The 22552-nt window shown below is 75.7% G+C and carries 21 protein-coding genes and 1 pseudogene; 7 read left to right on the top strand and 15 right to left on the bottom strand.

From position 1 onward, the window contains the following. Positions 1-113: 113 nt before the first annotated feature. The 4 genes from AB0L40_RS07600 to AB0L40_RS07585 all read right to left on the bottom strand — a co-directional run bounded on the left by AB0L40_RS07600 (position 114) and on the right by AB0L40_RS07585 (position 3750). Positions 114-758 carry an NUDIX hydrolase gene (locus AB0L40_RS07600; RefSeq protein ID WP_364351592.1) on the bottom strand — a complete coding sequence of 215 codons (645 nt, stop codon included), beginning with the start codon at positions 756-758 and terminating at the stop codon, positions 114-116. Position 759: 1 nt separating this feature from the next. Further along, positions 760-1314 (bottom strand): hypothetical protein, encoded by a 555-nt coding sequence (locus AB0L40_RS07595; RefSeq protein WP_364351589.1) that lies wholly within the window; start codon positions 1312-1314, stop codon positions 760-762. A gap of 158 nt (positions 1315-1472) precedes the next feature. Continuing rightward, the gene (locus AB0L40_RS07590) at positions 1473-2942 is read right to left on the bottom strand and encodes a DHA2 family efflux MFS transporter permease subunit (RefSeq protein ID WP_364351586.1); all 1470 of its coding nucleotides are present in this window, start codon (positions 2940-2942) and stop codon (positions 1473-1475) included. Between the two features lie 169 nt (positions 2943-3111). Continuing rightward, positions 3112-3750, bottom strand: coding sequence for a TetR/AcrR family transcriptional regulator (locus AB0L40_RS07585; protein ID WP_364351583.1), 639 nt, complete (start codon positions 3748-3750; stop codon positions 3112-3114). 105 nt (positions 3751-3855) lie between these two features. On the opposite strand from AB0L40_RS07585, the gene AB0L40_RS07580 reads away from it, so the two are divergent. Both AB0L40_RS07580 and AB0L40_RS07575 read left to right on the top strand, forming a co-directional pair. Then, complete coding sequence (locus AB0L40_RS07580; RefSeq protein WP_364351580.1) at positions 3856-5316, top strand: mannosyltransferase family protein; 1461 nt, start codon at positions 3856-3858, stop codon at positions 5314-5316. Between the two features lie 242 nt (positions 5317-5558). Beyond that, a complete protein-coding gene (locus AB0L40_RS07575) occupies positions 5559-5978 on the top strand; it encodes a hypothetical protein (RefSeq protein ID WP_364351577.1) in 420 nt (139 codons plus the stop codon). 7 nt (positions 5979-5985) lie between these two features. Here the strand turns inward: AB0L40_RS07575 and AB0L40_RS07570 are convergent, their stop codons facing one another. The 3 genes from AB0L40_RS07570 to AB0L40_RS07560 form a co-directional block, all read right to left on the bottom strand. After that, on the bottom strand, positions 5986-6807 hold the full coding sequence (locus tag AB0L40_RS07570) for an exodeoxyribonuclease III (RefSeq protein ID WP_364351574.1): 822 nt from the start codon (positions 6805-6807) through the stop codon (positions 5986-5988). 103 nt (positions 6808-6910) lie between these two features. Then, on the bottom strand, positions 6911-7615 hold the full coding sequence (locus tag AB0L40_RS07565) for a hypothetical protein (RefSeq protein ID WP_364351571.1): 705 nt from the start codon (positions 7613-7615) through the stop codon (positions 6911-6913). Positions 7616-7712: 97 nt separating this feature from the next. Then, positions 7713-8528, bottom strand: a complete 816-nt coding sequence (locus AB0L40_RS07560) for an enoyl-CoA hydratase-related protein (RefSeq protein ID WP_364351568.1) — start codon at positions 8526-8528, stop codon at positions 7713-7715. A 127-nt stretch (positions 8529-8655) separates the two neighbouring features. Between AB0L40_RS07560 and AB0L40_RS07555 the strand changes: the two genes are divergently transcribed. The 3 genes from AB0L40_RS07555 (at position 8656) to AB0L40_RS07545 (ending at position 12212) form a co-directional block, all read left to right on the top strand. Continuing rightward, entirely contained in the window at positions 8656-9747 is a 1092-nt protein-coding gene (locus tag AB0L40_RS07555; RefSeq protein WP_364351565.1) for an alpha/beta hydrolase, read from the top strand. Between the two features lie 97 nt (positions 9748-9844). Continuing rightward, positions 9845-11344 (top strand): glycerol kinase GlpK, encoded by a 1500-nt coding sequence (gene glpK, locus AB0L40_RS07550; RefSeq protein ID WP_364351562.1) that lies wholly within the window; start codon positions 9845-9847, stop codon positions 11342-11344. Positions 11345-11453: 109 nt separating this feature from the next. Beyond that, positions 11454-12212, top strand: a complete 759-nt coding sequence (locus tag AB0L40_RS07545; RefSeq protein WP_364351559.1) for a lysophospholipid acyltransferase family protein — start codon at positions 11454-11456, stop codon at positions 12210-12212. A gap of 319 nt (positions 12213-12531) precedes the next feature. Here AB0L40_RS07545 and AB0L40_RS07540 read toward each other — a convergent pair whose 3' ends face one another. The 4 genes from AB0L40_RS07540 to AB0L40_RS07525 form a co-directional block, all read right to left on the bottom strand. After that, complete coding sequence (locus AB0L40_RS07540) at positions 12532-13359, bottom strand: SDR family NAD(P)-dependent oxidoreductase (protein WP_364351556.1); 828 nt, start codon at positions 13357-13359, stop codon at positions 12532-12534. Positions 13360-13604: 245 nt separating this feature from the next. Further along, entirely contained in the window at positions 13605-14216 is a 612-nt protein-coding gene (locus AB0L40_RS07535; RefSeq protein WP_364351553.1) for a hypothetical protein, read from the bottom strand. A gap of 420 nt (positions 14217-14636) precedes the next feature. Next, entirely contained in the window at positions 14637-15998 is a 1362-nt protein-coding gene (locus AB0L40_RS07530) for an acyl-CoA dehydrogenase family protein (protein WP_364351550.1), read from the bottom strand. Continuing rightward, the gene (locus tag AB0L40_RS07525; protein ID WP_364351547.1) at positions 15995-17179 is read right to left on the bottom strand and encodes an acyl-CoA dehydrogenase family protein; all 1185 of its coding nucleotides are present in this window, start codon (positions 17177-17179) and stop codon (positions 15995-15997) included. The genes AB0L40_RS07530 and AB0L40_RS07525 overlap by 4 nt, the downstream gene beginning before the upstream one ends. A 107-nt stretch (positions 17180-17286) precedes the next feature. On the opposite strand from AB0L40_RS07525, the gene AB0L40_RS07520 reads away from it, so the two are divergent. Continuing rightward, positions 17287-18018: a calcium-binding protein gene (locus tag AB0L40_RS07520; RefSeq protein ID WP_364351544.1), complete on the top strand. Its 732-nt coding sequence runs from the start codon at positions 17287-17289 to the stop codon at positions 18016-18018. 22 nt (positions 18019-18040) lie between these two features. Here AB0L40_RS07520 and AB0L40_RS07515 read toward each other — a convergent pair whose 3' ends face one another. Further along, a complete protein-coding gene (locus tag AB0L40_RS07515; RefSeq protein WP_364351541.1) occupies positions 18041-18709 on the bottom strand; it encodes a hypothetical protein in 669 nt (222 codons plus the stop codon). A 256-nt stretch (positions 18710-18965) separates the two neighbouring features. Here AB0L40_RS07515 and AB0L40_RS07510 point away from each other — a divergent pair, with 256 nt between their 5' ends. Next, entirely contained in the window at positions 18966-20360 is a 1395-nt protein-coding gene (locus AB0L40_RS07510) for a patatin-like phospholipase family protein (protein ID WP_364351538.1), read from the top strand. Positions 20361-20441: 81 nt separating this feature from the next. Here AB0L40_RS07510 and AB0L40_RS07505 read toward each other — a convergent pair whose 3' ends face one another. The 3 genes and pseudogenes from AB0L40_RS07505 to AB0L40_RS07495 all read right to left on the bottom strand — a co-directional run. Next, complete coding sequence (locus AB0L40_RS07505; RefSeq protein ID WP_364351535.1) at positions 20442-21158, bottom strand: dienelactone hydrolase family protein; 717 nt, start codon at positions 21156-21158, stop codon at positions 20442-20444. A 131-nt stretch (positions 21159-21289) separates the two neighbouring features. Continuing rightward, positions 21290-21673, bottom strand: coding sequence for a hypothetical protein (locus AB0L40_RS07500; protein WP_364351532.1), 384 nt, complete (start codon positions 21671-21673; stop codon positions 21290-21292). Between the two features lie 5 nt (positions 21674-21678). Continuing rightward, positions 21679-22552: pseudogene (locus tag AB0L40_RS07495) on the bottom strand (hypothetical protein); the annotation flags it as partial.

The raw sequence follows: 22552 nt of genomic DNA, 5'->3' as shown, positions 1-22552 counted from the left end.
GGGCCGTCGGGCCCGCGCCGCGACCCCACGGGACCGGGGTGCCGCCCGCCGCCGCCCGTGCGGGTCGGCGGCAGGGGCCGGGCGCGCTCCGGGGCCCGCCCGGACCGGGGGCCTCAGCCCTTCAGGTCCTGCGGCCGCTCGCCGACCGGGATCGCGCCGCTGCGGTAGTGCACGAGGTCCCCGTCGGGGCCCGGGATCGAGAGGACCGGGTCGCCCTCCTGCTCGGAGATCACGGGCAGCGTGGCGTCCGGCAGGCCGTCCGGGCAGGCGCTGAGCGCGTCGGCGACCGACGCGTGGACGGCCAGCGCCTCGAGCTGGCGCATCGTCGGGAAGGCCAGGACGGCCGTGCCCTCGGCCGCGTCGCGGAGCAGCGCCGCGGGGGTCGCCCAGCGGCTGTCGACGATCTCCTCGCCGTCGATGGCCGCCTCGGCGCCCGCGGGTGCCGGCGCGAGGAAGAAGACGGTGTCGAAGCGGCGCGGCAGGGCCTCCGGCGTGACCCAGCGGTCGAAGGCGCGCAGCGCGTCGACCGGGATCTCGATCCCGACCTCCTCGCGGACCTCGCGGGCCGCGGCGACGGGCCAGGCGGCCTCCCCGTCGCCGTCCTCGGGGTCGACGCGCCCGCCGGGGAAGACCCAGAAGCCGCCCATGAACTTGGCCTTCGGCGTGCGCTGCCCGACGAGGACCTCGAACCCGTCCGGCCCGTCGCGGACGACGATCACGGCCGCGGCCATCTTCGGGGTGACCGGGGTCTCGCTCATCTCAGGGATCCTTCGTGGTCTCGGCGAACGCCGCGTAGTCGAGCTTCCAGTCGCCGCCGACGCGGGCCATCGGCACGGGTGCCTCGCTGCCGACGCTGATCGTGGCGCGGTCGCCGGCGACGACGACGTCGGCGCCGGAGATCAGCGCGATGTCGCGCGGCGACGGGCCGGCGGAGGTGTTGCCGATCGCCGGCAGCAGGGTCTGGCAGTCGCCCTGCTGACCGCGGGCGCGCAGCAGCGCCTCGAAGCCCGTGACGTGGGAGCACGCCGCGGCCGCGTCACGGTCGAGGACGCCCCGGGCGAAGCCCCGGAAGCCGGCGCGGACCGCCCTCGCCACGGGCGCGGAGGCCGCGCGGCCGCCGGACGCGTAGTCCTTCAGCGGGGTCGCGGCCGGCGCGCTGCCGGTCTCGGTGCCGCCGCGGTCGCCTTGTGCGGCCAGCGCGGGCGGGACGGTCGACGCGGAGGTCGTCGTCGCGCCGTCGTCGCCGCACCCGGTCACCGACGTGGCCGCCAGGAGGAGGCACAGGAGCGGCGGGAGCAGGCGGGGGGCGGGCATCGATCGGACGGGCCCCGGCGGGGGCCCGGGCGCGATCCCACCCTAGATGATCCCCGTCGGCGCGGATCGGGTTCGCGGCGGCGGGGCGCGTTCGGGCCGCGCGGGTCGCGCGGGGTCGGTCGGTCCGCCGACTCGCCTCGTCCCACCGGCCCCGCCGGTCAGCCGACGGCCACCGGCTCGGCGCCCTCGCCCGCGCCGTGGTCGGCCGCCTCGTCGTCCGTGGCGATCGCGACGGGATCCGCGGCCGGGCGCCGGCCGGGCGTCAGGAGCCCGATCAGCGCGCCGACGGCGAGCACCGCACCGCCGATCGGGATCGCCGCCCGCAGCCCGTCGGCGAACTCCTGCGGCGACAGGTACGACCCGCTCGACGCGAAGACGGTCGCGAGGATCGCGACGCCGAAGACCCCGCCGGTCTCGCGGATCGCGTTCGTCGCGCCGGACGCCTTGCCGGCCAGGGCCGTGGGGGCGGCGGCGAGGACGGCGCCGGTGACCGGGGCGATGACGAGACCCATGCCCGCACCCGAGAGGACGAACGGCACGATCAGCGCGCCGTAGGCCACGTCGACGCGGGTGACGGACGCCAGCCAGAGCAGCCCGATCGCCTGGAGGGCCATGCCGGCCACGAGCAGCGGCCGGGCGCCGATCCGGTCGGCGAGGATCCCGGCGATCGGGGCGACGATCACCGGCATGCCGGTCCAGGGGAGGGTCCGCAGCCCGGCCTCCAGCGGGCCCATGCCCTGCGCGACCTGGAAGAACTGGCCGAGCAGGAAGATCGAGCCGAACATCCCGAAGAACATCGCGAAGACGAGCAGGTTGGTCGCCGAGAACGGCACCGAGCGGAAGAGTCGCAGCGGGAGCATCGGGGCGACGGTCCGGCGCTGCCAGAGCAGGAAGGCGGCGAGGACGACGATCCCCGTGGCGATCGAGACGAGCACGGTCGTGCTGCCCCAGCCGAGCACCTGGCTGCGGACGATGCCGAACGTCAGGCCGAAGAGGCCGACGGAGGAGAGGACGAGGCCCGGCCGGTCGATCGGCGTGCTGCGCCCACCTTCGCCGTAGGACTCGCGCAGTCCGCGCCAGGCGATCGGCAGCAGGAGCAGGCCGACCGGGACGTTGAGCCAGAAGATCCAGGACCAGTGGGTGCCCTCGACGACGGCGCCGCCGACGGCCGGCCCGAGCGCGACGCCGAGGCCGGAGACCGCGCCCCACAGGCCGATCGCGGGGCCGCGGCGGTCGGCCGGGACGGCGTCGGCGAGGATCGCCAGGGAGAGCGGCGTGATGATGGCGGCGCCGAGGCCCTGCACGGCGCGGGCGCCGACGAGGACCTCGACGCTGCCGGCCATCGCCGCGACGGCGCTGGCGCCCGTGAAGAGCGTCAGCCCGACCAGGAACGTCCGCTTGCGACCGAAGCGGTCGCCGAGCGCGGCACCGGTGAGCAGGAAGACCGCGAACGCGAGCGTGTAGGCGTTGACCGTCCACTCGAGCGCCTCGAGCGAGCCGCCGAGGTCGGCCTTGATGGACGGCAGGGCGACGCCGACGACGAGGTTGTCGAGCGACGTCATGAAGACCGCGACGGCCACGATGAGCACGGCGCGGAACGGATTGGAGAGGGCGGGTGGCGGGGACATCGGCGTTGCCTTTCTAGTGAGTGCTCACTCTCTTTCGGGGCGAGAGCGGGGTCCGGTGGATGGGTCGAAGGGAGTGCCCGGCGGCGGTGGCCGGTCGCGAGGGTGGGGCCTGCGGGGCCTGGTCGCCGCCGGCGGGTGAGACGGGGGCGGGCCCCGGGGCCGTCGGCGGTCAGTCGGGGGAGCGGGCCCCCGCGACGGCGAGGTCGTCGGCGACGAGGCCGGAGGACGCGGGGGAGACGGCGCAGGCCGGGTCGGTGTCGTCGGCGCCCGAGATGCCGGTGAGCGTGTGTGCCCACGGCTCGTCCACCGCGAACAGGTCGAGTGCCACCGAGATGTTCATCAGCATCCCCTTGGCGAAGAACGCGTTGATGGCGTCGGGGGCGGCGCCCGTCGTGTCCCGCACGAGCTCGACGAGGTCGCGGAAGGCCTCGCGCATCGCCGCGCGGATCTCGGGGTGCGTCGGCGACGCGGCGTGCGCGTGCATCTGGACGAGGATGATGTCGCGCTCCTGCAGCAGCTCGCCGTAGGCGGTCCCCATCGCCGGACCGGGCTCCTCGCCACGGGCCACGGCGGCCTCGGCGGCGTGGACGAAGCGCTGGTGGATCACCGCGTTGCAGTGGGTGACGAGGGCGACCCCGAGGTCCTCCTTGGACGGGAAGAGCCGGAAGAGATAGGCGTGCGAGATGCCGGCGGCCTTGGCGATCGCCAGGGTCGGCGTCGCGTCGAAGCCGCGCTGCGCCACGAGGCCCATCGCGGCCTCGATGATCGCGGAGCGGCGCTCCTCGGCGGACATGCGGGTCGTCGACATCGAAAGTGAGTGTCCACTTACTTCGTCGAGTTGTCAAGGGCGGAAGCACACGGGGTTCACGTCTCGGCCGCACTCGGGGCCGGACGACCCGTGATCGTCGTGGCCGTGCCCCCGTCGACCGTCCCCGCGGCCGGCCGCGCCCTCCCGGGCGGGTTGTCCGACGCCCTCGGCCGCGAGTGGTCGGTCGCCGTCCGCGAGTCGGTGCGGGCGTTCGCGCTCTCCCGTGCGGTCGTCTGGATCACCGGCCTCGTCGTCATCGCGGCGTTCGGCTGGGCGGACTCGCGCGGCGCGCGCCTGGACCCGCTGTGGGCGTGCCGCCCGACCGGGACGCCCGGGATCGACGCGCTCGTCGCGCCCGGCTGCCGCTGGGACAGCACGTGGTACCTCGACGTCGCCCGCGGCGGGTACCGCTCCGCGGTGCCGGCGCGCTCGGCGTTCTTCCCGCTGTATCCGCTGCTGGTGTCGATCGTCTCGACGCCCCTGGGCGGCGCCCTCGTGCCGGCGGGGCTGCTGGTCTCGTGGTCCGCGGCGCTCGGCTTCCTGACGCTCCTGCACCGCGTCGTCGCCCGGGCCCGCGACGCGGCGACGGCCACCACGGTCGTCCGCGTCGCCGCCTACGTCCCGCCGGCGATCTTCCTGTCGGCCGTCTACACCGAGGCGCTGTTCCTGCTGCTGTCGCTCGGGGCGCTGGTCGCCGCCCGCCGGGACCGGTGGGCGCTGGCGGGGGTGCTCGGACTCGTCGCCGCGTCGTGCCGCAGCATCGGCGTGCTGCTCGTGGTCCCGCTGGCGGTCGAGTACCTGTGGGGGCGGCGCGGGGGCCCGCAGACGCGAGCGTCGGAGGGATGGAGTCCGTGGGCGCGGCTCGCGGGCGGGCGGCGCCCGGCGCCCGCCGGCCGGTCCTTCGGACGGCGTGGCGCGGTGGCCGCGACGGCGATGGAGGGCCGTGGCTGGAGCCCCGCGGCCGGCGTCGGGACGCTGCCGGGCGCGCGGGCCTGGCTCCCCCGGCGCGGCCTGCGCCCCGACGTGCTGTGGATCGCCCTCGTGCCCCTCGGTGTGGCGCTCTACGCCGCGTACCTCGGGGTCGCGACCGGCGACCCGATGGGCGCGGTCGCGGCCCAGGGCGACTGGGAGCGGCGGTTCCTGACGCCCGTCGGCGGGCTGCTGGAGGGCGCGTGGGCGGTGCTCGGCCGGCTCGGCGACTACGCGGGCCTCTGGCACGTGGCGCCGCTGATCCCCGACCAGATGCCGTCGGTGACGCTCGCGCGCGACGTCGTGCTGCTGGCGTTCGTCGTCGCGGCGATCACCGTCCTCTGGTGGGCGCGGCGGCGCCTGCCGGCCAGCTGGGTGGCGTGGGGCGTCGTCTCGCTCGCCTACCCGCTGTCGGTGCCGTCGGTGCAGCAGCCGCTGATGTCGCTGCCGCGGTTCACGATGGCGTGCTTCCCGCTCGTCGTCGCGCTCGGCCTGTGGGCGCACCGCGGCCGCCGGATGCGCTGGATGGCGCCGCTGCTGCTGACGCTCCAGGCCGGGTGGGCGGTGATCTTCGTCGCCTGGATCTGGGCGCCGTAGGCGGAGCTCCGACAGCGGTCGCTCATCCGGGTGCCCTTCGAGGAGGTTCGGGAGTTGCGAGCACGCAGCCACCCGGGCCGCGCGGCCTGACGACGCGGGCCGAACGGCAGCGGCGCGTGGCGGTGGGGTCGCGATCGCGCTGCGCTACGGTCGGTGTCGGGTACCACGCTCTGCAGCGGCCCGCCGAAGCCGCGTGACCGACCGTGGCGCGGCGATGTACCTCCCCCGACCGACGAACACCGATGCGAGAGAACCACGTCGCCAAGCTGATCGCGCGGTCCGTCGCCGACTTGCGTGCGGAGGGGGACGACATCGACGACACCGCCCCGCGGATGGGGCTCCGCGCCCGGCCGGTCGGCCCCGTCGACGGGGACGATCCGGCCGCCGACGGCCCGGCACTCGACCCCGACGAGCTCTCCGCCCGGCTGCGGCGTCCCGTGGCCGGCCACCACCACAACCCGACGACGATCGCCCACGTCGAGGCGGCCCGGCAGCTCGGGCAGCTCCGGGCGGCCGGCGTCGCCGACCACGAGATGTCCTGGGCGCTCTTCGCCGCGGTCCGCCGCCGGCTGGTGGAGACCTACGACCTGCCCGGCTCGTTCGCCACCGCGCTGGCCCACCGGGCCACCGCCGAGGTCGACCCGCACCTGCGCGGGCGGTAGACGGGGCTCAGTCCAGGTCGACCACGAGCGGGACGTGGTCGGAGGGCTTCTCGCCCTTGCGGTAGTCCCGCGCGATCCAGACCGAGTCGATCCGCTCGGCGGTCTGCGCGTCGAGCATCGCGAGGTCGATCCGCAGGCCCCAGTTCTTGTGGAACGACCCGGCGCGGTAGTCCCACCAGGTGAAGACGGGCTCGCCGGCGGCGTCCAGCGCGCCGTTGTACGCCTCGTGGGCGTCGACCAGCGGGCCCGCCTCCAGGACGGAGCGCAGCGCGGCGCGCTCGGGCTCGGAGGTGTGCGTCGAGCCCTCGAACTGCGCGGGGTTCCAGCAGTCCTGGTCCGTCGGGCAGACGTTCACGTCACCGAGCACCGCGACGGGGCCGGCGTCGGCGAGCACGCGGACGCGGTCGGCCATCGCGCGGAAGAACTGGAGCTTCGCCTGGTAGTCGGGGTGGTCCAGCGCCTTGCCGTTGACCACGTAGGCGGAGCAGACGACGGTGTCGCCGACGCGGGTCTCGACCCAGCGCGCCTGCTCCGGGTCGTGCTCGCCCTGCAGCCCGCGGACGGTGTGCGAGCTGGCGTCGAGCGCCGGGTCGCCGTCGCCCGGCTCGGCGTCCTCGATCCGGGTCAGCACCGCGACGCCGTTCCAGCGGCCGCCGGAGTGGTCGTCGATCCGGTAGCCGTAGGACGCGATCGCCTCGCGCGGCAGCTGGTCGGCGGAGCACTTCGTCTCCTGCAGGCACAGCGCGTCGGGCTCGAGCTCCTCGAGCAGCTCGAGGACGCGGGGCAGGCGGGCCCGGAGGGAGGCGACGTTCCAGCTGATCAGGCGCACGGGGCCATCGTGCCGGGTCGGGCGGTCGGGGTGTCGGGCGGCCGGGTGCCGACCGCTGTTCGGCGGCGCTGCACCGTCCGCATCGGCGTCTGCAGCGTCGGGGTCAGCCCGAGGGATCTGCGTCACGGTGGGCGGTCTGGGCCTTCGTGCCGCGCCGGAAGCACGCCAGCAGCAGACGCCGGTGGTCGCGCATCGTCGTGATCGACGCATGGACGCGCCGCTCGGCGTCGACGGCCGCTTCGACGTCGGGAACACGCCACGCCGCGGTCTGGGCCTCCGTGGATCGGACGTGCTCGGTGAGTCCCTCGGCCGTGAGCCGGAGCAACGCGAGGTCCGCGCACGGGTCGTCCTGGAGCTCGCGAAGCCCCGCGAGCGCGTCGCTGAGGAGTCCGCGCCGCAGCGCGTCATAGCGCGTCTCGATGGCCTCCAGGCCCGTCCAGAGCGCGGCGGCGAGACGTCGGTCGGCGCTTGCGTCCGGGTCCTCGACATCCGGCGCCGTGGCGAGGACGGTCGCGCGCAGCTCGAGCTCGGCGCGGATCTTCGCCCGTCGATCGGCATCCGCCTCCGGGGGCGGGGCAACGAGGTCGCTCGCCCCGACGTCCGCTGGTTCGGCGCCGAACCCCTCGAGGTACGCGGCAAGGCGCGCATACAGGCCGCCGGCGCCGCTCCGAGGTCCGAGGGCGGCGTACGCGGCGATGACGGAGCGAGCGACGCGCCGGCGTTCGGCGGCGACCGCCCTCTGGCGATCGTCGAACGCGTCGCCGACGCCGGCGACGCGTTCGAGCCACCGTCGCTGCTCACGGTCCACGAACAGCCGCCCCCTCGCGGCTCGCCACACACGTCGCACGCACCGAGTGTGGCAGGCACCGGGCGGCGTACACGGGGGCGAGGCCGCGCGGCCCGACTCAGCGCCCCCGCCACACCGGCGGCCGCTTCTCCCGGAACGCCGTGACGCCCTCGAGCAGGTCGTCGCTCTGGAAGCTCTCCTCGCGCAGGGCGACGAGCTCGGCCTCCAGGGCCGGGCCGACGTCGCCCTCGGCGGCCAGCAGCGCGCGCAGCATCCGCTTGTTGCCGCGCAGGGAGAGGGGCGCGCCGCCGGCGAGGTCGGTCGCGAGCGCGAGGACCTCGTCCTGCAGGTCCTCGGCGTCGGAGACCCCGTTGATCAGGCCCCACGCCAGCGCGGTGCCGGGGTCGATCGAGTGGCCGAGGAGGAACAGCTCGCGGGTGCGGGCGACGCCGATCGCGTCGACGAAGCGGCGCAGGCCGGTGTGCGGGTAGACGAGTCCGAGCTTGGCGGGCGGCATCGCCAGCTCGATGTGGTCGGCCGCGACGCGCAGGTCGCAGGCCAGCGCGAGCTCGAGGCCGCCGCCCATCGTGTGACCGGGCAGCGCGGCGACCGTCGGGACGTCCGTGGCCTCGAGGGCCTCGATCGCGGCGGTGAACGGGTGGGCGATCAGGGCCTCGGCCCGGCGGACGAACTCCTCGCGCGCCAGGTCGCCCAGTCCGCTGAGGTCGTACCCGGAGGAGAACCGGCCGCCGGCACCGGTCAGGACGATCGCGCGGACGCCGGCGGCGATCCCGGCCTCGCCGCCGTGCTCGCGGACGGCCGCGGCGAGCGCGTCGAGGATCGGGTGGTCCAGCGCGCCGTGGCGCGACGGGTTGGAGATCGTCAGGCGGACGACCCCGTCGGCGGGGTGGTCCGTGAGCAGCTCGCCGGGCATGAGGCGCGGACCATAGCCGCGTCGGCGGGGCGCGGGAGAGGTTGCGACCGCCGGTAGGGCGTCCTGTGTCGGGTCGCACTCCCGTGGCGCGCGGAGGACCGCGTACGCCCGCAGGTAGGGTCCCCGCATGTCCTCCGTGGTGCGCGAACCGACGGTGCACGAGTTCGGTCCCCCGAGCCCGCAGACCGTGAAGCTCGGCGGCCGGACGCGGCGCTTCTGGCTGCCGATCGCCAAGGGCTGGCGCATGACGCCGCGCGGCATCCGGATGCTCCAGCGCATGATGGACCCGACCGACCACGTGCCGATCCTGCGCGGCACCGCGGTCGAGAAGACGGAGATCGGCGGCGTCCACTGCGAGCGGATCCGCGCCCGCCGCGCGATGAAGGGCCACCCGGAGCAGCCCGCCCCGGCCTCGCCGCGCGACGGCGAGCCGCTGATCCTCTACCTGCACGGCGGCGGCTACGTCTTCGGCTCCGTCCGTACGCACCGCGGCCTCGTCGCCCGGCTCTCGCACGTGACCGGGCTGCCCGCCGTCTCGGTCGACTACCGCCTGCCGCCGGAGTGGACGCTGCCCGCCCCGATCGAGGACGCGCTTGCCGTCTACCGGGCCGTCCTGGAGCACACCGACGCCTCGCGGATCGTCGTCGCGGGGGACTCGGCGGGCGGCAACCTCGCCCACCAGCTCGTCCTGCACGCCGCCGAGGCCGGGCTGCCGCTGCCGGCCGCGCTCGTGCTGCTCTCGCCCTGGAGCGACCTGTCCGCCAGCGGCGAGTCGATCAGGCTGAACGCCGCCGAGGACCCGTTCATCCCCGAGGTCGGCCTGCGCCGCTGCGCGCGGGTCGCGGCCGGCGGGGAGGACCCGAAGAGCTGGCGGATCTCGCCGCTGTTCGCCCCCGACGAGCTGCAGGCGCAGCTGCCGCCGACGCTCGTCCAGGTCGGGGCGGGGGAGGTGCTGCGCGACGACGGCGCCCGGGTCGCCCGGACGCTCGCGGCCGCCGGCGTGCCGGCGACGCTCGAGGTCTACGAGGGCGCGCTGCACGTCGTCCCCGCGTGGGCCGGTACGCCCGAGGCCCGCGACGCGCTGCACCGGATCGCGGACTTCGTCGCGACGCTGCTGCCCGGCGCCCCCGCGCCGGACGCCGAGGCTGCCGACGAGGCGACCGACCGGTCCGCCGACGGCATCGTGCCCGGTCCTCCCGGCGCCCCGGGGCGCACGTGATGCCCACGCGCCGCCCGTCCTGCATGCCCGGCGTCCCCGCCCGCGCCCGCGCCACGTCCGGGCCGGCGCCGGCCCACCCGCCGACCAGGAGCAGCCGATGATCCTCGCGATCGACCAGGGCACCACGGGCACCACGTGCTTCGTGGTCGACGAGGACGGCGTGCCGATGGGCCGCGCCTACCGCGAGTTCGCCCAGCACTTCCCGCAGCCGGGCTGGGTCGAGCACGACGCCGGCGAGATCTGGGCGACGACCCGGGCCGTCGCGCTGGAGGCCTGCGACGACGCCGGCCTCGACCCCGCGCAGCTGGCGGCCGTCGGGATCACGAACCAGCGAGAGACCGTCTGCGTCTGGGACCCGGCGACGGGCGAGCCGCTGCACCGGGCGATCGTCTGGCAGGACCGCCGCACCGCCGGGATGTGCGACCGGCTGCGCGACGAGGGCCACGAGCCGCTCGTCCGGCGCAAGACCGGCCTCGTGCTCGACCCGTACTTCTCGGGGACGAAGATCGCGTGGCTGCTCGAGCACCTGCCGGAGCTCCGGGAGCGCGCCGAGCGCGGCACCGCGGTCTTCGGGACGATCGACTCCTGGCTGCTCTTCAACCTCACGGGCGAGCACGTCACCGAGCCGTCCAACGCGTCGAGGACGATGCTCTTCGACCTGAAGGCCGGCGACTGGGACCCGGAGCTCTGCGAGCTGCTCGGCGTCCCGATCCGCGCGCTGCCGGAGGTCCGTCCCTCGATCGGCGGCTTCGGCCGGGTGCGCGAGGGCGTCCTCGGCGGCGCGACGTGCCCCGTCGGCGGCGCGGCGGGCGACCAGCAGGCCGCGCTCTACGGCCAGGCGTGCCTGGATCGCGGCGAGGGCAAGAACACGTACGGCACGGGCTCGTTCGTGCTGCTGAACACCGGCACCGCGGACGACTTCCCCGAGGGCGAGCCGACGGTCCACGACGGGTTGATCACCACCGTCGCGTGGCAGATCGGCGCCCGCACCGTCTACGCGCTGGAGGCCTCGGTCTTCGCGACCGGCGCCGCCGTGCAGTGGCTGCGCGACGGGCTGCGGATCATCGACAGCGCGGGCGAGACGGAGGGGCTCGCCGGGTCGCTGACGTCCAACGACGGCGTCTACCTCGTCCCCGCGTTCGCGGGCCTCGGCGCGCCGCACTGGGACCCCTACGCCCGCGGCACGATCACCGGCCTGACGCGCGGCAGCACCCGCGCGCACCTGGCACGGGCGACGCTCGAGTCGATCGCGTTCCAGACCGTCGACGCGGTGCGCGCGATGGAGGCCGCCGCCGGCGACGACCTGCGCGTGCTGAAGGCCGACGGCGGCGCGACCGCCAACCGCTGGCTGATGCAGTTCCAGGCCGACGTCCTGGGCGTGCCGGTCGTGGTGCCGGCGATCCACGAGACGACCGCGCTCGGGGCCGCGTTCCTGGCCGGCGTCGGCGTCGGCGCGTGGAGCCAGCGCGACGTCTCGCGGACGTGGCGCCAGGCCGCCGAGTACACGCCGCGGATGTCCCGCGACGAGGCGGCGACGCTCCACGTCGGCTGGACCGACGCCGTGCGGCGCTCGCTGCGGCAGGCCGTGCCGGACTGATCGGGATGGGGTGGGGTCCGCACCCCGAGCGTCTCGGGTCGCGATCGCATGGGTCTGCGGCGGGGCTCGGGGCACCCGCGCGGGTCCGCGGCGGGCTAGGATCCGGCCGATGGCGGACGACCTGGTCAAGCTCAAGGAACAGGTCTACGTCGACCCGCGGCCCGCGGAGCTGTTCGACAAGTACCACGTCCGGACGCGGCAGAAGGAACCCGGCCCGGCGTACGACCTGACGCGGCTGTTCACCTCGCTGGTCGGCGTCGGCTTCTACCGCACGGTCGCCTACGGCACCGAGCGGATCCCGGCGTCGGGCCCGCTGGTGATCGCGCCGAACCACTTCTCGAACTTCGACCACTTCTTCATGGGCCTCGGCACGCGCCGGAAGATCCACTTCATGGCGAAGTCGCAGATGTTCAAGCCGCCGATCGACCGGCTGTACGCCAACGGCGGGACGTTCCCGGTGCGCCGCGGCCAGCGGGACACCGAGACCTTCAAGACCGTGCACGCGATCCTCGACCGCGGCGGCTGCATGGCGATGTACTGCGAGGGCGGCCGGTCGCGCAGCGGCAAGCTCGCGGAGCGCGCGAAGCCCGGCATCGGCCGGATCGCGCTGGAGAGCGGCGCCACGATCATCCCGTGCGCGATCCACGGCAGCTCGCACGTGCGCAACCTCAAGCGCGGCCACTTCCCGAAGATCACGATCCTCTTCGGCGAGCCGCTGCGCTGGGAGCGCCGGGGACCCGGCGGCGCGGACCGCGACGACTCGCAGGCCGTCGCCGACGGCATCTTCGACGAGATCAAGACGCTCTACGGCGTCGTCGAGGACGGCGGCCGGCCCGCCGCGAAGGCCTGGCGGCCGCCGGGCGCCTGACCGGTCTGAGGTTCTCCGCCCACGCCGCCCGGCGGTCGCCGACGGGCGCGGGCCGGCAAGTGCGGGGCGGCGGGCGCGGGCCGGCAGGGACGGGCCGACGGGCGCGGGCCGGCAAGGACGACGGCGCGGAGGGCGACCGGGAAGGACCTGCGCCGCGCGTGGCGAAGCCCGGGACAGATCGCCCCCGACGCACCGTCCGGCGCAGCGGATCCCGCCGCGCCGGCCGCGTCGGGGCGACGAGCGCTCCTCCGGGTACGCCGCGCCCCGTCGCCCTGGGGCGCGTTCTGTGCCCGAGTCGCGCGGGGCGGGCCCCCGTCCCTCAGCCGGTCATGCCGCCCGACGCGCCGCCCGTGACGTGCAGCGTCTGGCCGTGGACGTAGTCCGCCCACGGCGAGCAGAGGAAGAAGACGCCGCCGGCGGCCTCCTCCGGGGTGCCGGCGCGGCCGAGCGGCACGCCGAGCGCGGCGGCGTCGCGGGCGGCCTCCGGCATCCCGAGTCGGACCTGCTGCCCGTCGATCTCGGTGACGTTGTCGTCGCCCGACAGCGCGGTCAGACGGGTCTCGATCCAGCCGAACGCGACGGCGTTGACGTTGACCTTGAACTGACCCCACTCCTTGGCGAGGGTCTTCGTCAGGCCGACGATGGCGCTCTTGCCGGCGGCGTAGTTCGCCTGGCCGGCGTTGCCGAAGGTGCCGGAGATCGAGGACACGTTGACGATCTTGCGGAAGACCTCGACGCCCTCCGCCCGTTCCTTCTTCGCCGGCTCGCGCAGGTGCGGGGCGGCCGCGCGGATCAGTCGGAACGGCGCGATCGTGTGGATGTCGAGCATCCGCTGGAACGCCTCGTCGGTGAGCTTGTGCAACGGCGCGTCGAGCGTGTAGCCGGCGTTGTTGACGAGGATGTCGATCCGCCCGTGGGCCGCGATCGTCTCCTCGACGAGGCGGTCCGGGACGCCGGGCTTCGTCAGGTCGCCGGTGACGACGCTCGTCTCGCCGGCGATCCCGTCGGCGGCCTCGCGGGCGACGTCGGGGTCCAGGTCGTTGACCACGACGGTCGCGCCCTGCTCGCCGAGCAGCCGCGCGGTCGCCAGCCCGATCCCGCGGCCCGATCCGGTGACGATCGCCACCTTGCCGTCCAGTACGCCCATGTCCCGCTCCTCCGTCGTGGTGCCTGCCGGGGAGGATCGCGCACGGCGCTGCCGCGGGCCGTCCGAGGTCGGTGGGGGAGGCCGGCGTGGTGGCGAGCACGGCGCGGGAAGCGCGCCGCCCGAGGTCCGGAGCGACCGCGACGCGGAGCCCGGCGAGGCGGCGCTCGGGGTGCGCGTGGGGGCGCGGACGGCGACGGCGGAGCCCGTGTCGGGCGGGCGCCGTCCGCTCCGGCGCCGCGTCGCGGTCAGGCGCCCTCGAGGGCGCGGGCGAGCGCCGCGCGCCCGTCCCGCAGGACCGGATCTCCGTGCGAGACGAGGACCCGCTCGACGGGCAGGTCCAGCAGCGGCGTCAGCAACGCCCGCAGCTCGGCGGCGGCGAGCGGCCGCGGCATGTAGCCCGTCCACGACTCCGGGCTGGGGCGGACGCCGCCGTCCGAGTCGCCGAGGAGGCGGTCGCCGGGCACGAGGGCCCGGGGCCCGGGGAGCCAGAACATCGTCTCGCCGGCGTCGGGCAGCGGGATCGCCTCGACGCCCGCCGGCGGCGCGTCCGGCTCGCCGAGGACCGCGCCGTCGTAGCGGGCGAGCACGGCGTCGCGGCTGCGGTCGTGGAACGCGATCGTCGTCAGGACCACGACCGGCCGGCCGCGCGCCCGGACGACGTCGTCCAGCGGCTCCCACGCGCCGGCCTCGTCGGCGACGAGCGGGTCGATCAGGATGGTGGCGTCCTCGGTCGCGAGGAGCACGCAGCCGACGTCCCGGTCCCACCCGTCGGGCGAGTCGGGATCGGCGTCGGCGACCCAGTCGGGATGCGGGGCGGTCCAGCGCCAGAGGCCGGGCGTGATCTCCTGCAGCTCCATGGCCCGAACCGGTACCCGGTCGGCCGGCGCGGGCACCGACCCGGGCCGGCCGGAGGCGCCGGCGCCCGCGGACGATCGTGGACACCGCGTGGCCGGGGATCGACCGACCCCCGTCGGGCACCGGCGTCTCCCGGGGACCCGCGGACGATCGTGGACACCATGTGGCCGGGGATCGACCGACCCCCGTCGGGCACCGGCGTCTCCCGGGGACCCGCGGACGATCGTGGACACCGCGTGGCCGGGGATCGGCCGACCCCCGTCGGGCACCGGCGTCTCCCGGGGACCCGCGGACGATCGTGGACACCGCGTGGCCGGGGATCGGCCGACCCCGTTCCGCCGGCCGCGGACCCGCCACCACCGACGTGGCAGCTCCGCCCCCAGGCGGGTCCGTGTCTGCCCGCGTCAGACCCTCCACCCGCGTCAGACCCCCATCAGCCGCCCGATGACGTCCTTCATGATCTCGTCGGTGCCGCCGCCGATCGGGCCCAGGCGCGCGTCGCGCAGGGCGCGCTCGATGCCGTACTCCTTCATGTAGCCGGCGCCGCCGTGCAGCTGGAGGCAGCCGTCGGCGACCTCGACCATCGCGCGCTGGGTCAGGAGCTTCACCTGCGCGACCTCCATCGGGGTCACGACGCCGAGCTCGTGCTTGCGGAGCGCCGCGAACGTCAGGGCGCGGCAGGCCTCGGCCTTCGTGCCCATCTCGGCCAGCGCCCAGCGGGTGCCCTGGAAGTCGGCGATCCGGCGGCCGAACGCCCGGCGCTGCGCGACGTAGGCCTTCGTCGTCTCGAGCACCGCCTCCATGCCCGCGACCGCGCCGAGCGCCATCGAGATCCGCTCCCACGCGAAGTTGCTCATGATCAGCTTGAACGCGCCGTGCAGCTCACCCAGCAGGTGGTCGTCGGGGACGAAGACGTCCTGCAGGCTGATCAGCGCCGTGTCGGACGCGTGCCAGCCGAGCTTCTGCAGCGGCCGGGCGGTGATGCCGTCTCCGCGGTCCGCGCCCAGCGCCGCCGGGTCGTCCTCGGACCCCTCCGGTGCCGGGGGGCGCTCGATCACGAGGAACGAGATGCCGCCGTGGCGGGCGGGCGGGTCCGCGTCCTTGGTCTTCACCGCCGCGACCAGGTGGTCGGCCCGGACGCCGCCCGTGATGTAGCACTTCTCCCCGGTGACGACGAAGCCGCCGTCGACCTTCCGTGCGGTGGTCTGCACGCCCGCGACGTCGCTGCCGGTGCCGGGCTCGGTGATCGCCAGCGCGGCGACCTTCTCGCCCGCGAGGACCGGCGGGACCCAGCGGACCTGCTGCTCCGGCGTCCCGAACTTCAGGATCGGCGGGGTCGCGATCGTGATCGGCGCGCCGAGCGCGGCGGCCAGGCCGGCCGAGCCGGAGCGCGCGAGCTCCTGTTGCAGCACCGCCTCGTGGATCGGGCCGCCGCCCTGGCCACCGAGCTCGGCGGGGTAGGCGAGGCCGAGGAACCCGAGCTCGCCCGCGCGCCGGAAGACCGACGACGGCACCCACTCGGCGTCCTCCCACTCCTGCACGTGCGGCTGCAGCTCCGTCTCCACCCAGCGGCGGATCGAGCCGCGCAGCTCCTCGTGCTCGGCCGTGAACGGCGGGTCGGGGAGACGGGCGGCGCGGTGGTCAACCCCGGCGGATGCCGCGGCCGTCGCGCCCTTGCCGTCCGGCGTGTCGCCCTCGCCCTCGCCCTCGCCAGCAGCCGGGCGCGCGCCGGTGCTGGTCCCGTCTCCTGCCCCGGGGGACCCCGCCCGCTCCGCCGTGCTCACAGCCCGTACGACCGGCCGATGACCTCGAGCAACGTCTCGTCCGTGCCCGCGCCGATGCGGTTCAGGCGCAGGTCGCGCCAGGCCCGCTCGATGCCGTACTCCTTCATGTAGCCGGCGCCGCCGTGGATCTGCAGGCACTCGTCGGCGACCTCGCACGCCATGCGCGAGGTGTAGAGCTTCGCCATCGAGATCTCGCGCACCGGGTACTCGCCCTGCATCACGCGCCAGGCGGTGTTGTAGGTCATCTGGCGGCCGGCCTCGATCTTCGTGGCCATCTCCGCGAACTTCCAGCGGATGCCCTGGAACGTGCCGATCGAGCGGCCGAACGCCTGGCGCTGGCGGGCGAACTCCAGCGTGCGCTCGACGAGCCGGTCGGCGGCCGCGACGGCGCCCGCGGCGGCGATCAGCCGCTCGCCCTGGAGCTCCCACATGATGTGGTAGAAGCCCTTGCCCTCCTCGCCCAGCAGGTTCCCGGCGGGCACGCGCACGTCCTGGAAGGCCAACAGCGCCGTGTCGGACGCGTGCATCCCGAGCTTCTCGAGGCGCTTCTCCCGGACGACGCCGGGGGAGTCCATGTCGACCAGCAGCAGGCTGAAGCCGCCGTAACCCGCGTCGGGGTCGGTCTTGACGACGAGGACGATGTAGTCGGCGCGGTGGCCGTTGGTGATGTAGAGCTTCGAGCCGTTGACGACCCACTCGTCGCCGTCCCGCACGGCGGTCGTCTGGATGCCCGCGACGTCGGAGCCCGCGCCCGGCTCGGTGATGCCGAGGCAGGCGATCTTCTCGCCCTTCAGCGCCGGCACGAGGTAGTGCAGCTTCTGCTCGTGGGTGCCCAGGAGCTTCAGCGGCGGGTTCGCCATGTCGGTGTGGACGGCGACGCCCATCACGAGGCCGCCGGAGTGCGAGCGGGACATCTCCTCCGCCAGCACGATCTGGGTGGCGTAGTCGCCGCCCTGGCCTCCGTACTCCTCGGGGTAGTGCAGGCCGAGGTAGCCGAGCTCGCCCATCCGCGTGAACACGGAGTCGGGGAACGTCGTCTCCTCCCACTCGTCCGCGTGCGGGGCGAGCTCCTTCTCGACGAACGATCGGATCGACGCCCGCAGCTCTTCGTGCTCGTCGGTGAAGATCGGGTGGCGCCCCGACGCCGCGTGGTCGGGCTTGATGACGCTGTCGGTGGCCATACCGCGAAAGTAGCATGTGGCACCTCTTACTTGGGATGGATGTCCGGCGCTCGGGATCCGCCGGATGACCGATGGCGGTGGCCGCACCCCGGGACTAGGGTCGCCCGATGCGCGTCCCCGACTCCCGCCCAGCCAGCTCCCGTCGCCGGGCGGGCGCCGCGGCGGCCCTCGCCGTCGCCGTCCTCGCCGCGGGCTCGGCCGGGGCCCTCGCCGCGGGGTCGGACCCCGCGCCGGCGGATCCCGACGGCGCCGCCGCGCTCTGCCCGCCGCTGCGCGACGCCGAGGGCTGCGTCGACGGCGGCGGCCGGACGACGCCCGGGGGCGGCGATACCGGCAAGGTCAGCCACGCGGGCTGGCCGAAGGTCACGGGGATCCTCTGGAAGGTGAACGACTCCCGCGACTCGACCAAGACCGGCGGCGCCCGCAACGACGAGCTGCTCGGCCACCACGGCTCCGACCGGATGATCGGCAAGGGCGGCAAGGACATCCTCTGGGGCGACTGGGACCCGAAGAACAACGGCACGAAGCAGGTCGACGTCCTCGACGGCGGCGCCGGGAACGACTGGCTCTACTCCAGCCACGGCCGCAACGTCATCCGCGGCGGTGCCGGGAACGACTACGTGTGGGCCTACTACGGCCGCGGGACCATCGACTGCGGGCCCGGGAAGGACACCCTGCGCGTGCGCCTGGAGAACGACTACACGTACCGCAACTGCGAGACGATCAAGAACTTCTGCGCGTTCGGGTCCAAGCCCGGCGGCGGGTGCTACAAGCCGGGCGAGAAGCCCAAGGCCGCCCGGGTCCGGGCCGCGCGCCCGGCGCCGGCCGCGGCGCGCTGACCCGCGGGCGCCGCGGTCCGGGTCACTCGCCGCCGAGCGCGGTGAGCCGCTCCGCCGCGTCGGTCTGCTCGCCGTCCTCGAGGTCCTCCAGCTCGATCGCGCGGGAGTAGGCCGCGCGGGCCTCCGCGGTCTCGCCGATCGCCTCGGCGGCGCGGCCGTACCAGCACCAGTTCCACGCGCCCATCGGGGCGATCTCGGTGTAGTGGCGCAGGTGTCGGTAGGCCTCGGCGTGCCGGCCCAGCTCGAACAGCGTGTAGCCGAGCGCGAAGTGCGCCATCCCGTCGCCGGCCTCCAGGCAGTGTCGCCAGCGCTCGACGGCCTCCTCGCCGTCGACCTCGGTCGCCATCCCGAAGATCGAGCGGTTGATCGAGTCGCGCCCCGCGAAGAACGTGCGCGCCGCCAGGACGATCTCGCCGGCGGTCGCGTCGGACAGGCCGAGGACCGGCGCGTCGAACCGCGGGTCCTGCCAGATCGCCGCGTGCTCCGGGGCGTCCTCGTCGAACTCCGGGAAGTCCTCGATCAGGAACCCGACGATCCGCCCGCCGGCCTCCTCGGCGAGGTACGCGAAGCCCGGGCTCAGGGCGTGCCAGCGGTCGGCCGGCTGGTCCTCCGTCACCCGACCGAACTCGACGGCGCGGAGCCAGTCGAAGTCGACGTCGTGGTTGAGGTACAGGCGGGGCCGGGCGTCCACCCCTCAAGAATCGCGCATCGGGCGGCCGGGCCCGCCGCCGAGGCGGCTTCGCGCCGGTCGTGCGTGCCGGAGCGCAGCGTCGCGGCGGCCCGCCTAGGACCGCCTTCGTGCGCCGCCCGGACACGAGGGCGAGTCGGGCCCGCCCCGTCCGGGACCGTCAGCCGCACCCGGCCCGGACACGAGGGCGAGTCGTCCCTGGCCCGGCCGGGCCCGCGGTCCATGGTCACGCGGACGCGTCCGCGCGAGGCTCTGAGGCGTGCACGGAACCCCCGACGACCCTGCGCCCCGCAACGGCCACCGGACCCGGGCGACTCCCGCCTGGGACGCCCGCGGCGCGGGGCCGGCCGGGCCGCGGATCGCGGTCGTGCTGCCCGGCGGCGGCGCGCGCGGCGCGTACGAGGTCGGCGCGCTGTCGGTCCTGACGCCGGCGCTCGAGGCCCGGGGCGAGCGGATCTCCGTCTTCTGCGGGACGTCGGTCGGGGCGATCAACGCCGTCTTCTACGCGTCGGTGGCGCACCTGCCGCCCGAGAAGGCCGCGGCGCTCGCGCTCGAGACGTGGCGCGGCATGCGCAAGGACGACGTGATCCGGCCGTTCCTCGGCCCGTCGCTCGTGCCGACGATCGCGCGGATGATCGGCGAGATGCTCGAGGTGCCGGGCGTGCGCCTCTCGGGCCTCATGGACCCGTCGCCGCTGGCCCGCTCGCTCGACCGCTGGATCGACTGGGAGGCCGTGCGCACGAACATCCGGCACGGCCGGGTCGACGCGGTCTGCGTCATCGCCACGGCGCTCAGCGGCGGCGGGCCCGTCGGCTTCGTCCAGTCCGGCGGGCCGGTGCCGAGCGGCGGCCCGTCCGACGACCTGCGCTACGTCGCCGTCGACGAGCTGAAGCCCGAGCACGTGCGCGCCAGCGCGGCGATCCCGCTGCTGTTCCCGCCCGTGCAGGTCAGCTCGCCGCCGGAGGCCGCCGACTCGTACATCGACGGCGGGGTGCGGCTGAACTCGCCGATCGCCCCGGCGCTGGCGCTGGGCGCCGAGCGCGTCGTCGTCATCGGCTTCGAGCCGTTCGCCGCGCGTTCGCCGATGCCCGAGCCGCTGCACGCGCCGCGCCTCGCGGACGTCACGGCGAACATCCTCGACGGGCTGCTCGTCGACCAGGTCGCCGACGACCTGCACCGCCTGGCGGCGATCAACAGCTTCATGGTCGAGGACGGCGGCGGGCCGACCGCCTCGGCGCGCGCGGCCCGGACCGAGCGGCTGGCGCGCGGCAAGCCCGCGTACCGGCGCATCCCCTACGCGCTGGTGGCGCCGGCCGAGCGCGGCCGGATCGCGGCGATCGCCGAGCAGGTCTTCGGCGAGCGCTACACCGGCCTCAAGGGCCTGCGCAGCCCCGACCTGCCGGTGCTCTCGCGGATCCTCGGCGGCGGGCGGTCCCGCGCGCGGGGCGAGCTGCTGAGCTTCCTGCTGTTCGACGAGCGCTTCGTGGAGCTGCTGGTCGAGCAGGGCGCCGCCGACGCCGAGCGCTGGCTGGAGCGTCACCCGGGCGTCTGGTGCTCGGACGCCGCCCACGACCTGCACGTGGACCGCTCCGGCGAGTCGGTCGCGCGCGAGCAGGACACGATCGACGAGTGGCGGGCGCTGCGGCGGCGGTGAGGGGCCGGGTGCGCCGTGCCCGGCCGAATCGGGGATCAGGCTCCGCCCCCGAGACGCACGGGGTGGGACCCGGTCCTGTCCTCAGCCCTGCAGGTGCTCGCCGAAGAACGCGATCGTCCGCTGCCAGGCGTCGCGGGCCGGCGCGGGGCGGAAGGCCGAGCGCGCGTCGCAGTGGAAGCCGTGGCCGGCGTCGGGGTAGCGCACGACGTCGGTGTCCACCAGGGCCTCGGCCGCGGCGGCGCGCAGCGTCTCGACCTGGTCGACGGGGATGCCGGTGTCCTCGTCGCCGAACACGCCGAGCCACGGCGTCTGCAGCCCGGGCGCGAGCTCCATCAGCGGCGGCTCGCCGAAGCGGCCCTCGACGATCCCGCCGCCGTAGAACGTGACGCTCGCGCCCAGCGGGTGGCGCGCCCCGGTGACCAGCGACAGCGTCCCGCCCATGCAGAACCCGACGGTCCCGATCGCGTGGTCCTCGAAGCCCAGGCGCCGCAGGTGCTCGAGCGTCTGCTCGACGTCCTCCTCGATCCCGCGCGACGTCAGCTCGCCCATGTGCGGGTACACCTGCTGGATGTCGTCGTACCCCATGCGCGGGGAGCCCGAGCGGTGGAAGAGCGCGGGGGCGACGGCGAGGAACCCCTCGTCGGCGAACCGCCGGGTGACGTCCTCGATGTGGTCGTTGACCCCGAAGGCCTCCTGGAAGACGAACACGGCCCGGGTGGGCGTGTCGTCGGGCCGGGCCTCGTAGACGCCCATCGGGCCGTCCGCGGTCGGCAGGTCCACGGTGCGCGTCTCGCCCATGCCGCGGACGCTAGCCGAGTCGGCGGCGGGCCCCGCGGCGCAGCGGCCGGAGGCGGGGCGCCGGCGGACGGTCGGTGGATCGCGTGGGCCACGCCAGCGGCCGGCCGACGGGGCGGACCCGCCGGCCCCCGTCAGCAGCTCTCGCGCACGTACCCGGGGCGACCGGTGGCGACGAGGTCGCGGTCGCGCAGCAGCAGCAGCTCGGGGCGGCGGCGGCGCCACCAGGCGATCTCGGCGTCCTGGGTCTGGAAGCCGTTGACGTAGCAGACGCCGTAGGCGTCGGCCGGGGCCGGGGCGGTCCGGTCGCGCTCGACGACGCCCGCGTCGGCCGGCGGCGGGTAGTCACCGCCGAGCTGCAGGTCGAACCCGGTGTTCCCCGGCGGCGGCTGCACCGCCGCCGAGTGGGCGCTCGCGCCGGCGAGGACGATCCCCAGGGCGCTGATCCCGGCGACCGCGCCGGCCCCGCGGGCCGCGGCGCGCAGTCGCCTGCGCAGCGGGGTCGCGGGGTCGTTCACGCGCGTCAGACCGCGTGCTCGAGGAACGCCCCGCCGCGGACCATCTCCATGCGGGTGACGAGGCGGGAGGCCTCGTCGGCGGTCGCGGGCAGGTGGGCGTCCAGCAGGGCGTTGACGAGCGTCGAGCGGTGCACGGACGCGACGCGGCCGGTGGCGCCGGCGACGACCTCGTCGAGCTCGCCGCGCAGCGGCTCGGGCAGGCGCGCGTTGCGCTCCTCCCACGGGTGGTCGAGCGCCTCGAGCTTGCGGCGGCGGTAGGCGCCGATCGTGCGGGCGGCGGCCTCGCCGTCGGCGGGCAGGTGGAAGTGCAGGATCGCGGTGACGACCGCCGCGAACGTGACGCGCGGGCCCGTCGCCGCGACGAGCGCGTCGGCGCGCGTCGACAGGTCGCGGTCGAGGATCAGGGCCGTCTGCTTCGGGCGGCCGAGCAGGCGGGCCGGAGCGAGCGCGACGGCGTCGAGGCCGAGCGCCCAGGGCGGCAGGCCGGCCGTGTCGACGGCGGCCGAGGCCGGGGCGACCGCGGAGGGTCGGGCGGCCGGCTCCGCGGACGGTGCGGCGGGGGCCTCCGACGGTGCGGCGGCGCCGGCGAACGACGTGGCGGCGGACGGGCCGGCGCTCACGGACGTCGGGAGGTCGGCCGGGGCGGGCGCCGGGGCGGGCGCCGGGGCGGCGGACGCCGACGCGAGCGGGGCGTCGGTCGTCGCGCCCGCGGCCGGAGCGGCGGGGGCGTCGACGGTCGGCGCGGCGGGCGCGGGGGCCGTCGCGAAGGCCTGCGCCTCAGGACGCCGGGGCGTCGTGCGGGCGACGCGCGGCTCCACGTCCCCCCGCCCCCCCGCCGCGCGGGGGGTCGACAGGTCCAGCGGGCTGCGGAGCCCCCGG

The sequence above is a fragment of the Patulibacter sp. NPDC049589 genome, from assembly GCF_040675535.1.
In the GTDB taxonomy this organism is placed as follows: domain Bacteria; phylum Actinomycetota; class Thermoleophilia; order Solirubrobacterales; family Solirubrobacteraceae; genus Patulibacter.
The sequence above is the reverse complement of the archived record's forward strand: the minus strand, read 5'-3'. Positions and strand labels throughout refer to the sequence as shown.

Excerpts from the sequence above, each read along its gene's own strand:
- AB0L40_RS07600 (WP_364351592.1), bottom strand. The coding sequence starts at position 758 with ATGAGCGAGACCCCGGTCACCCCGAAGATGGCCGCGGCCGTGATCGTC.
- AB0L40_RS07595 (WP_364351589.1), bottom strand. The coding sequence starts at position 1,314 with ATGCCCGCCCCCCGCCTGCTCCCGCCGCTCCTGTGCCTCCTCCTGGCG.
- AB0L40_RS07590 (WP_364351586.1), bottom strand. The coding sequence starts at position 2,942 with ATGTCCCCGCCACCCGCCCTCTCCAATCCGTTCCGCGCCGTGCTCATC.
- AB0L40_RS07585 (WP_364351583.1), bottom strand. The coding sequence starts at position 3,750 with ATGTCGACGACCCGCATGTCCGCCGAGGAGCGCCGCTCCGCGATCATC.
- AB0L40_RS07575 (WP_364351577.1), top strand. The coding sequence starts at position 5,559 with ATGCGAGAGAACCACGTCGCCAAGCTGATCGCGCGGTCCGTCGCCGAC.
- AB0L40_RS07560 (WP_364351568.1), bottom strand. The coding sequence starts at position 8,528 with ATGCCCGGCGAGCTGCTCACGGACCACCCCGCCGACGGGGTCGTCCGC.
- AB0L40_RS07555 (WP_364351565.1), top strand. The coding sequence starts at position 8,656 with ATGTCCTCCGTGGTGCGCGAACCGACGGTGCACGAGTTCGGTCCCCCG.
- glpK (WP_364351562.1), top strand. The coding sequence starts at position 9,845 with ATGATCCTCGCGATCGACCAGGGCACCACGGGCACCACGTGCTTCGTG.
- AB0L40_RS07545 (WP_364351559.1), top strand. The coding sequence starts at position 11,454 with ATGGCGGACGACCTGGTCAAGCTCAAGGAACAGGTCTACGTCGACCCG.
- AB0L40_RS07540 (WP_364351556.1), bottom strand. The coding sequence starts at position 13,359 with ATGGGCGTACTGGACGGCAAGGTGGCGATCGTCACCGGATCGGGCCGC.
- AB0L40_RS07535 (WP_364351553.1), bottom strand. The coding sequence starts at position 14,216 with ATGGAGCTGCAGGAGATCACGCCCGGCCTCTGGCGCTGGACCGCCCCG.
- AB0L40_RS07525 (WP_364351547.1), bottom strand. The coding sequence starts at position 17,179 with ATGGCCACCGACAGCGTCATCAAGCCCGACCACGCGGCGTCGGGGCGC.
- AB0L40_RS07520 (WP_364351544.1), top strand. The coding sequence starts at position 17,287 with ATGCGCGTCCCCGACTCCCGCCCAGCCAGCTCCCGTCGCCGGGCGGGC.
- AB0L40_RS07505 (WP_364351535.1), bottom strand. The coding sequence starts at position 21,158 with ATGGGCGAGACGCGCACCGTGGACCTGCCGACCGCGGACGGCCCGATG.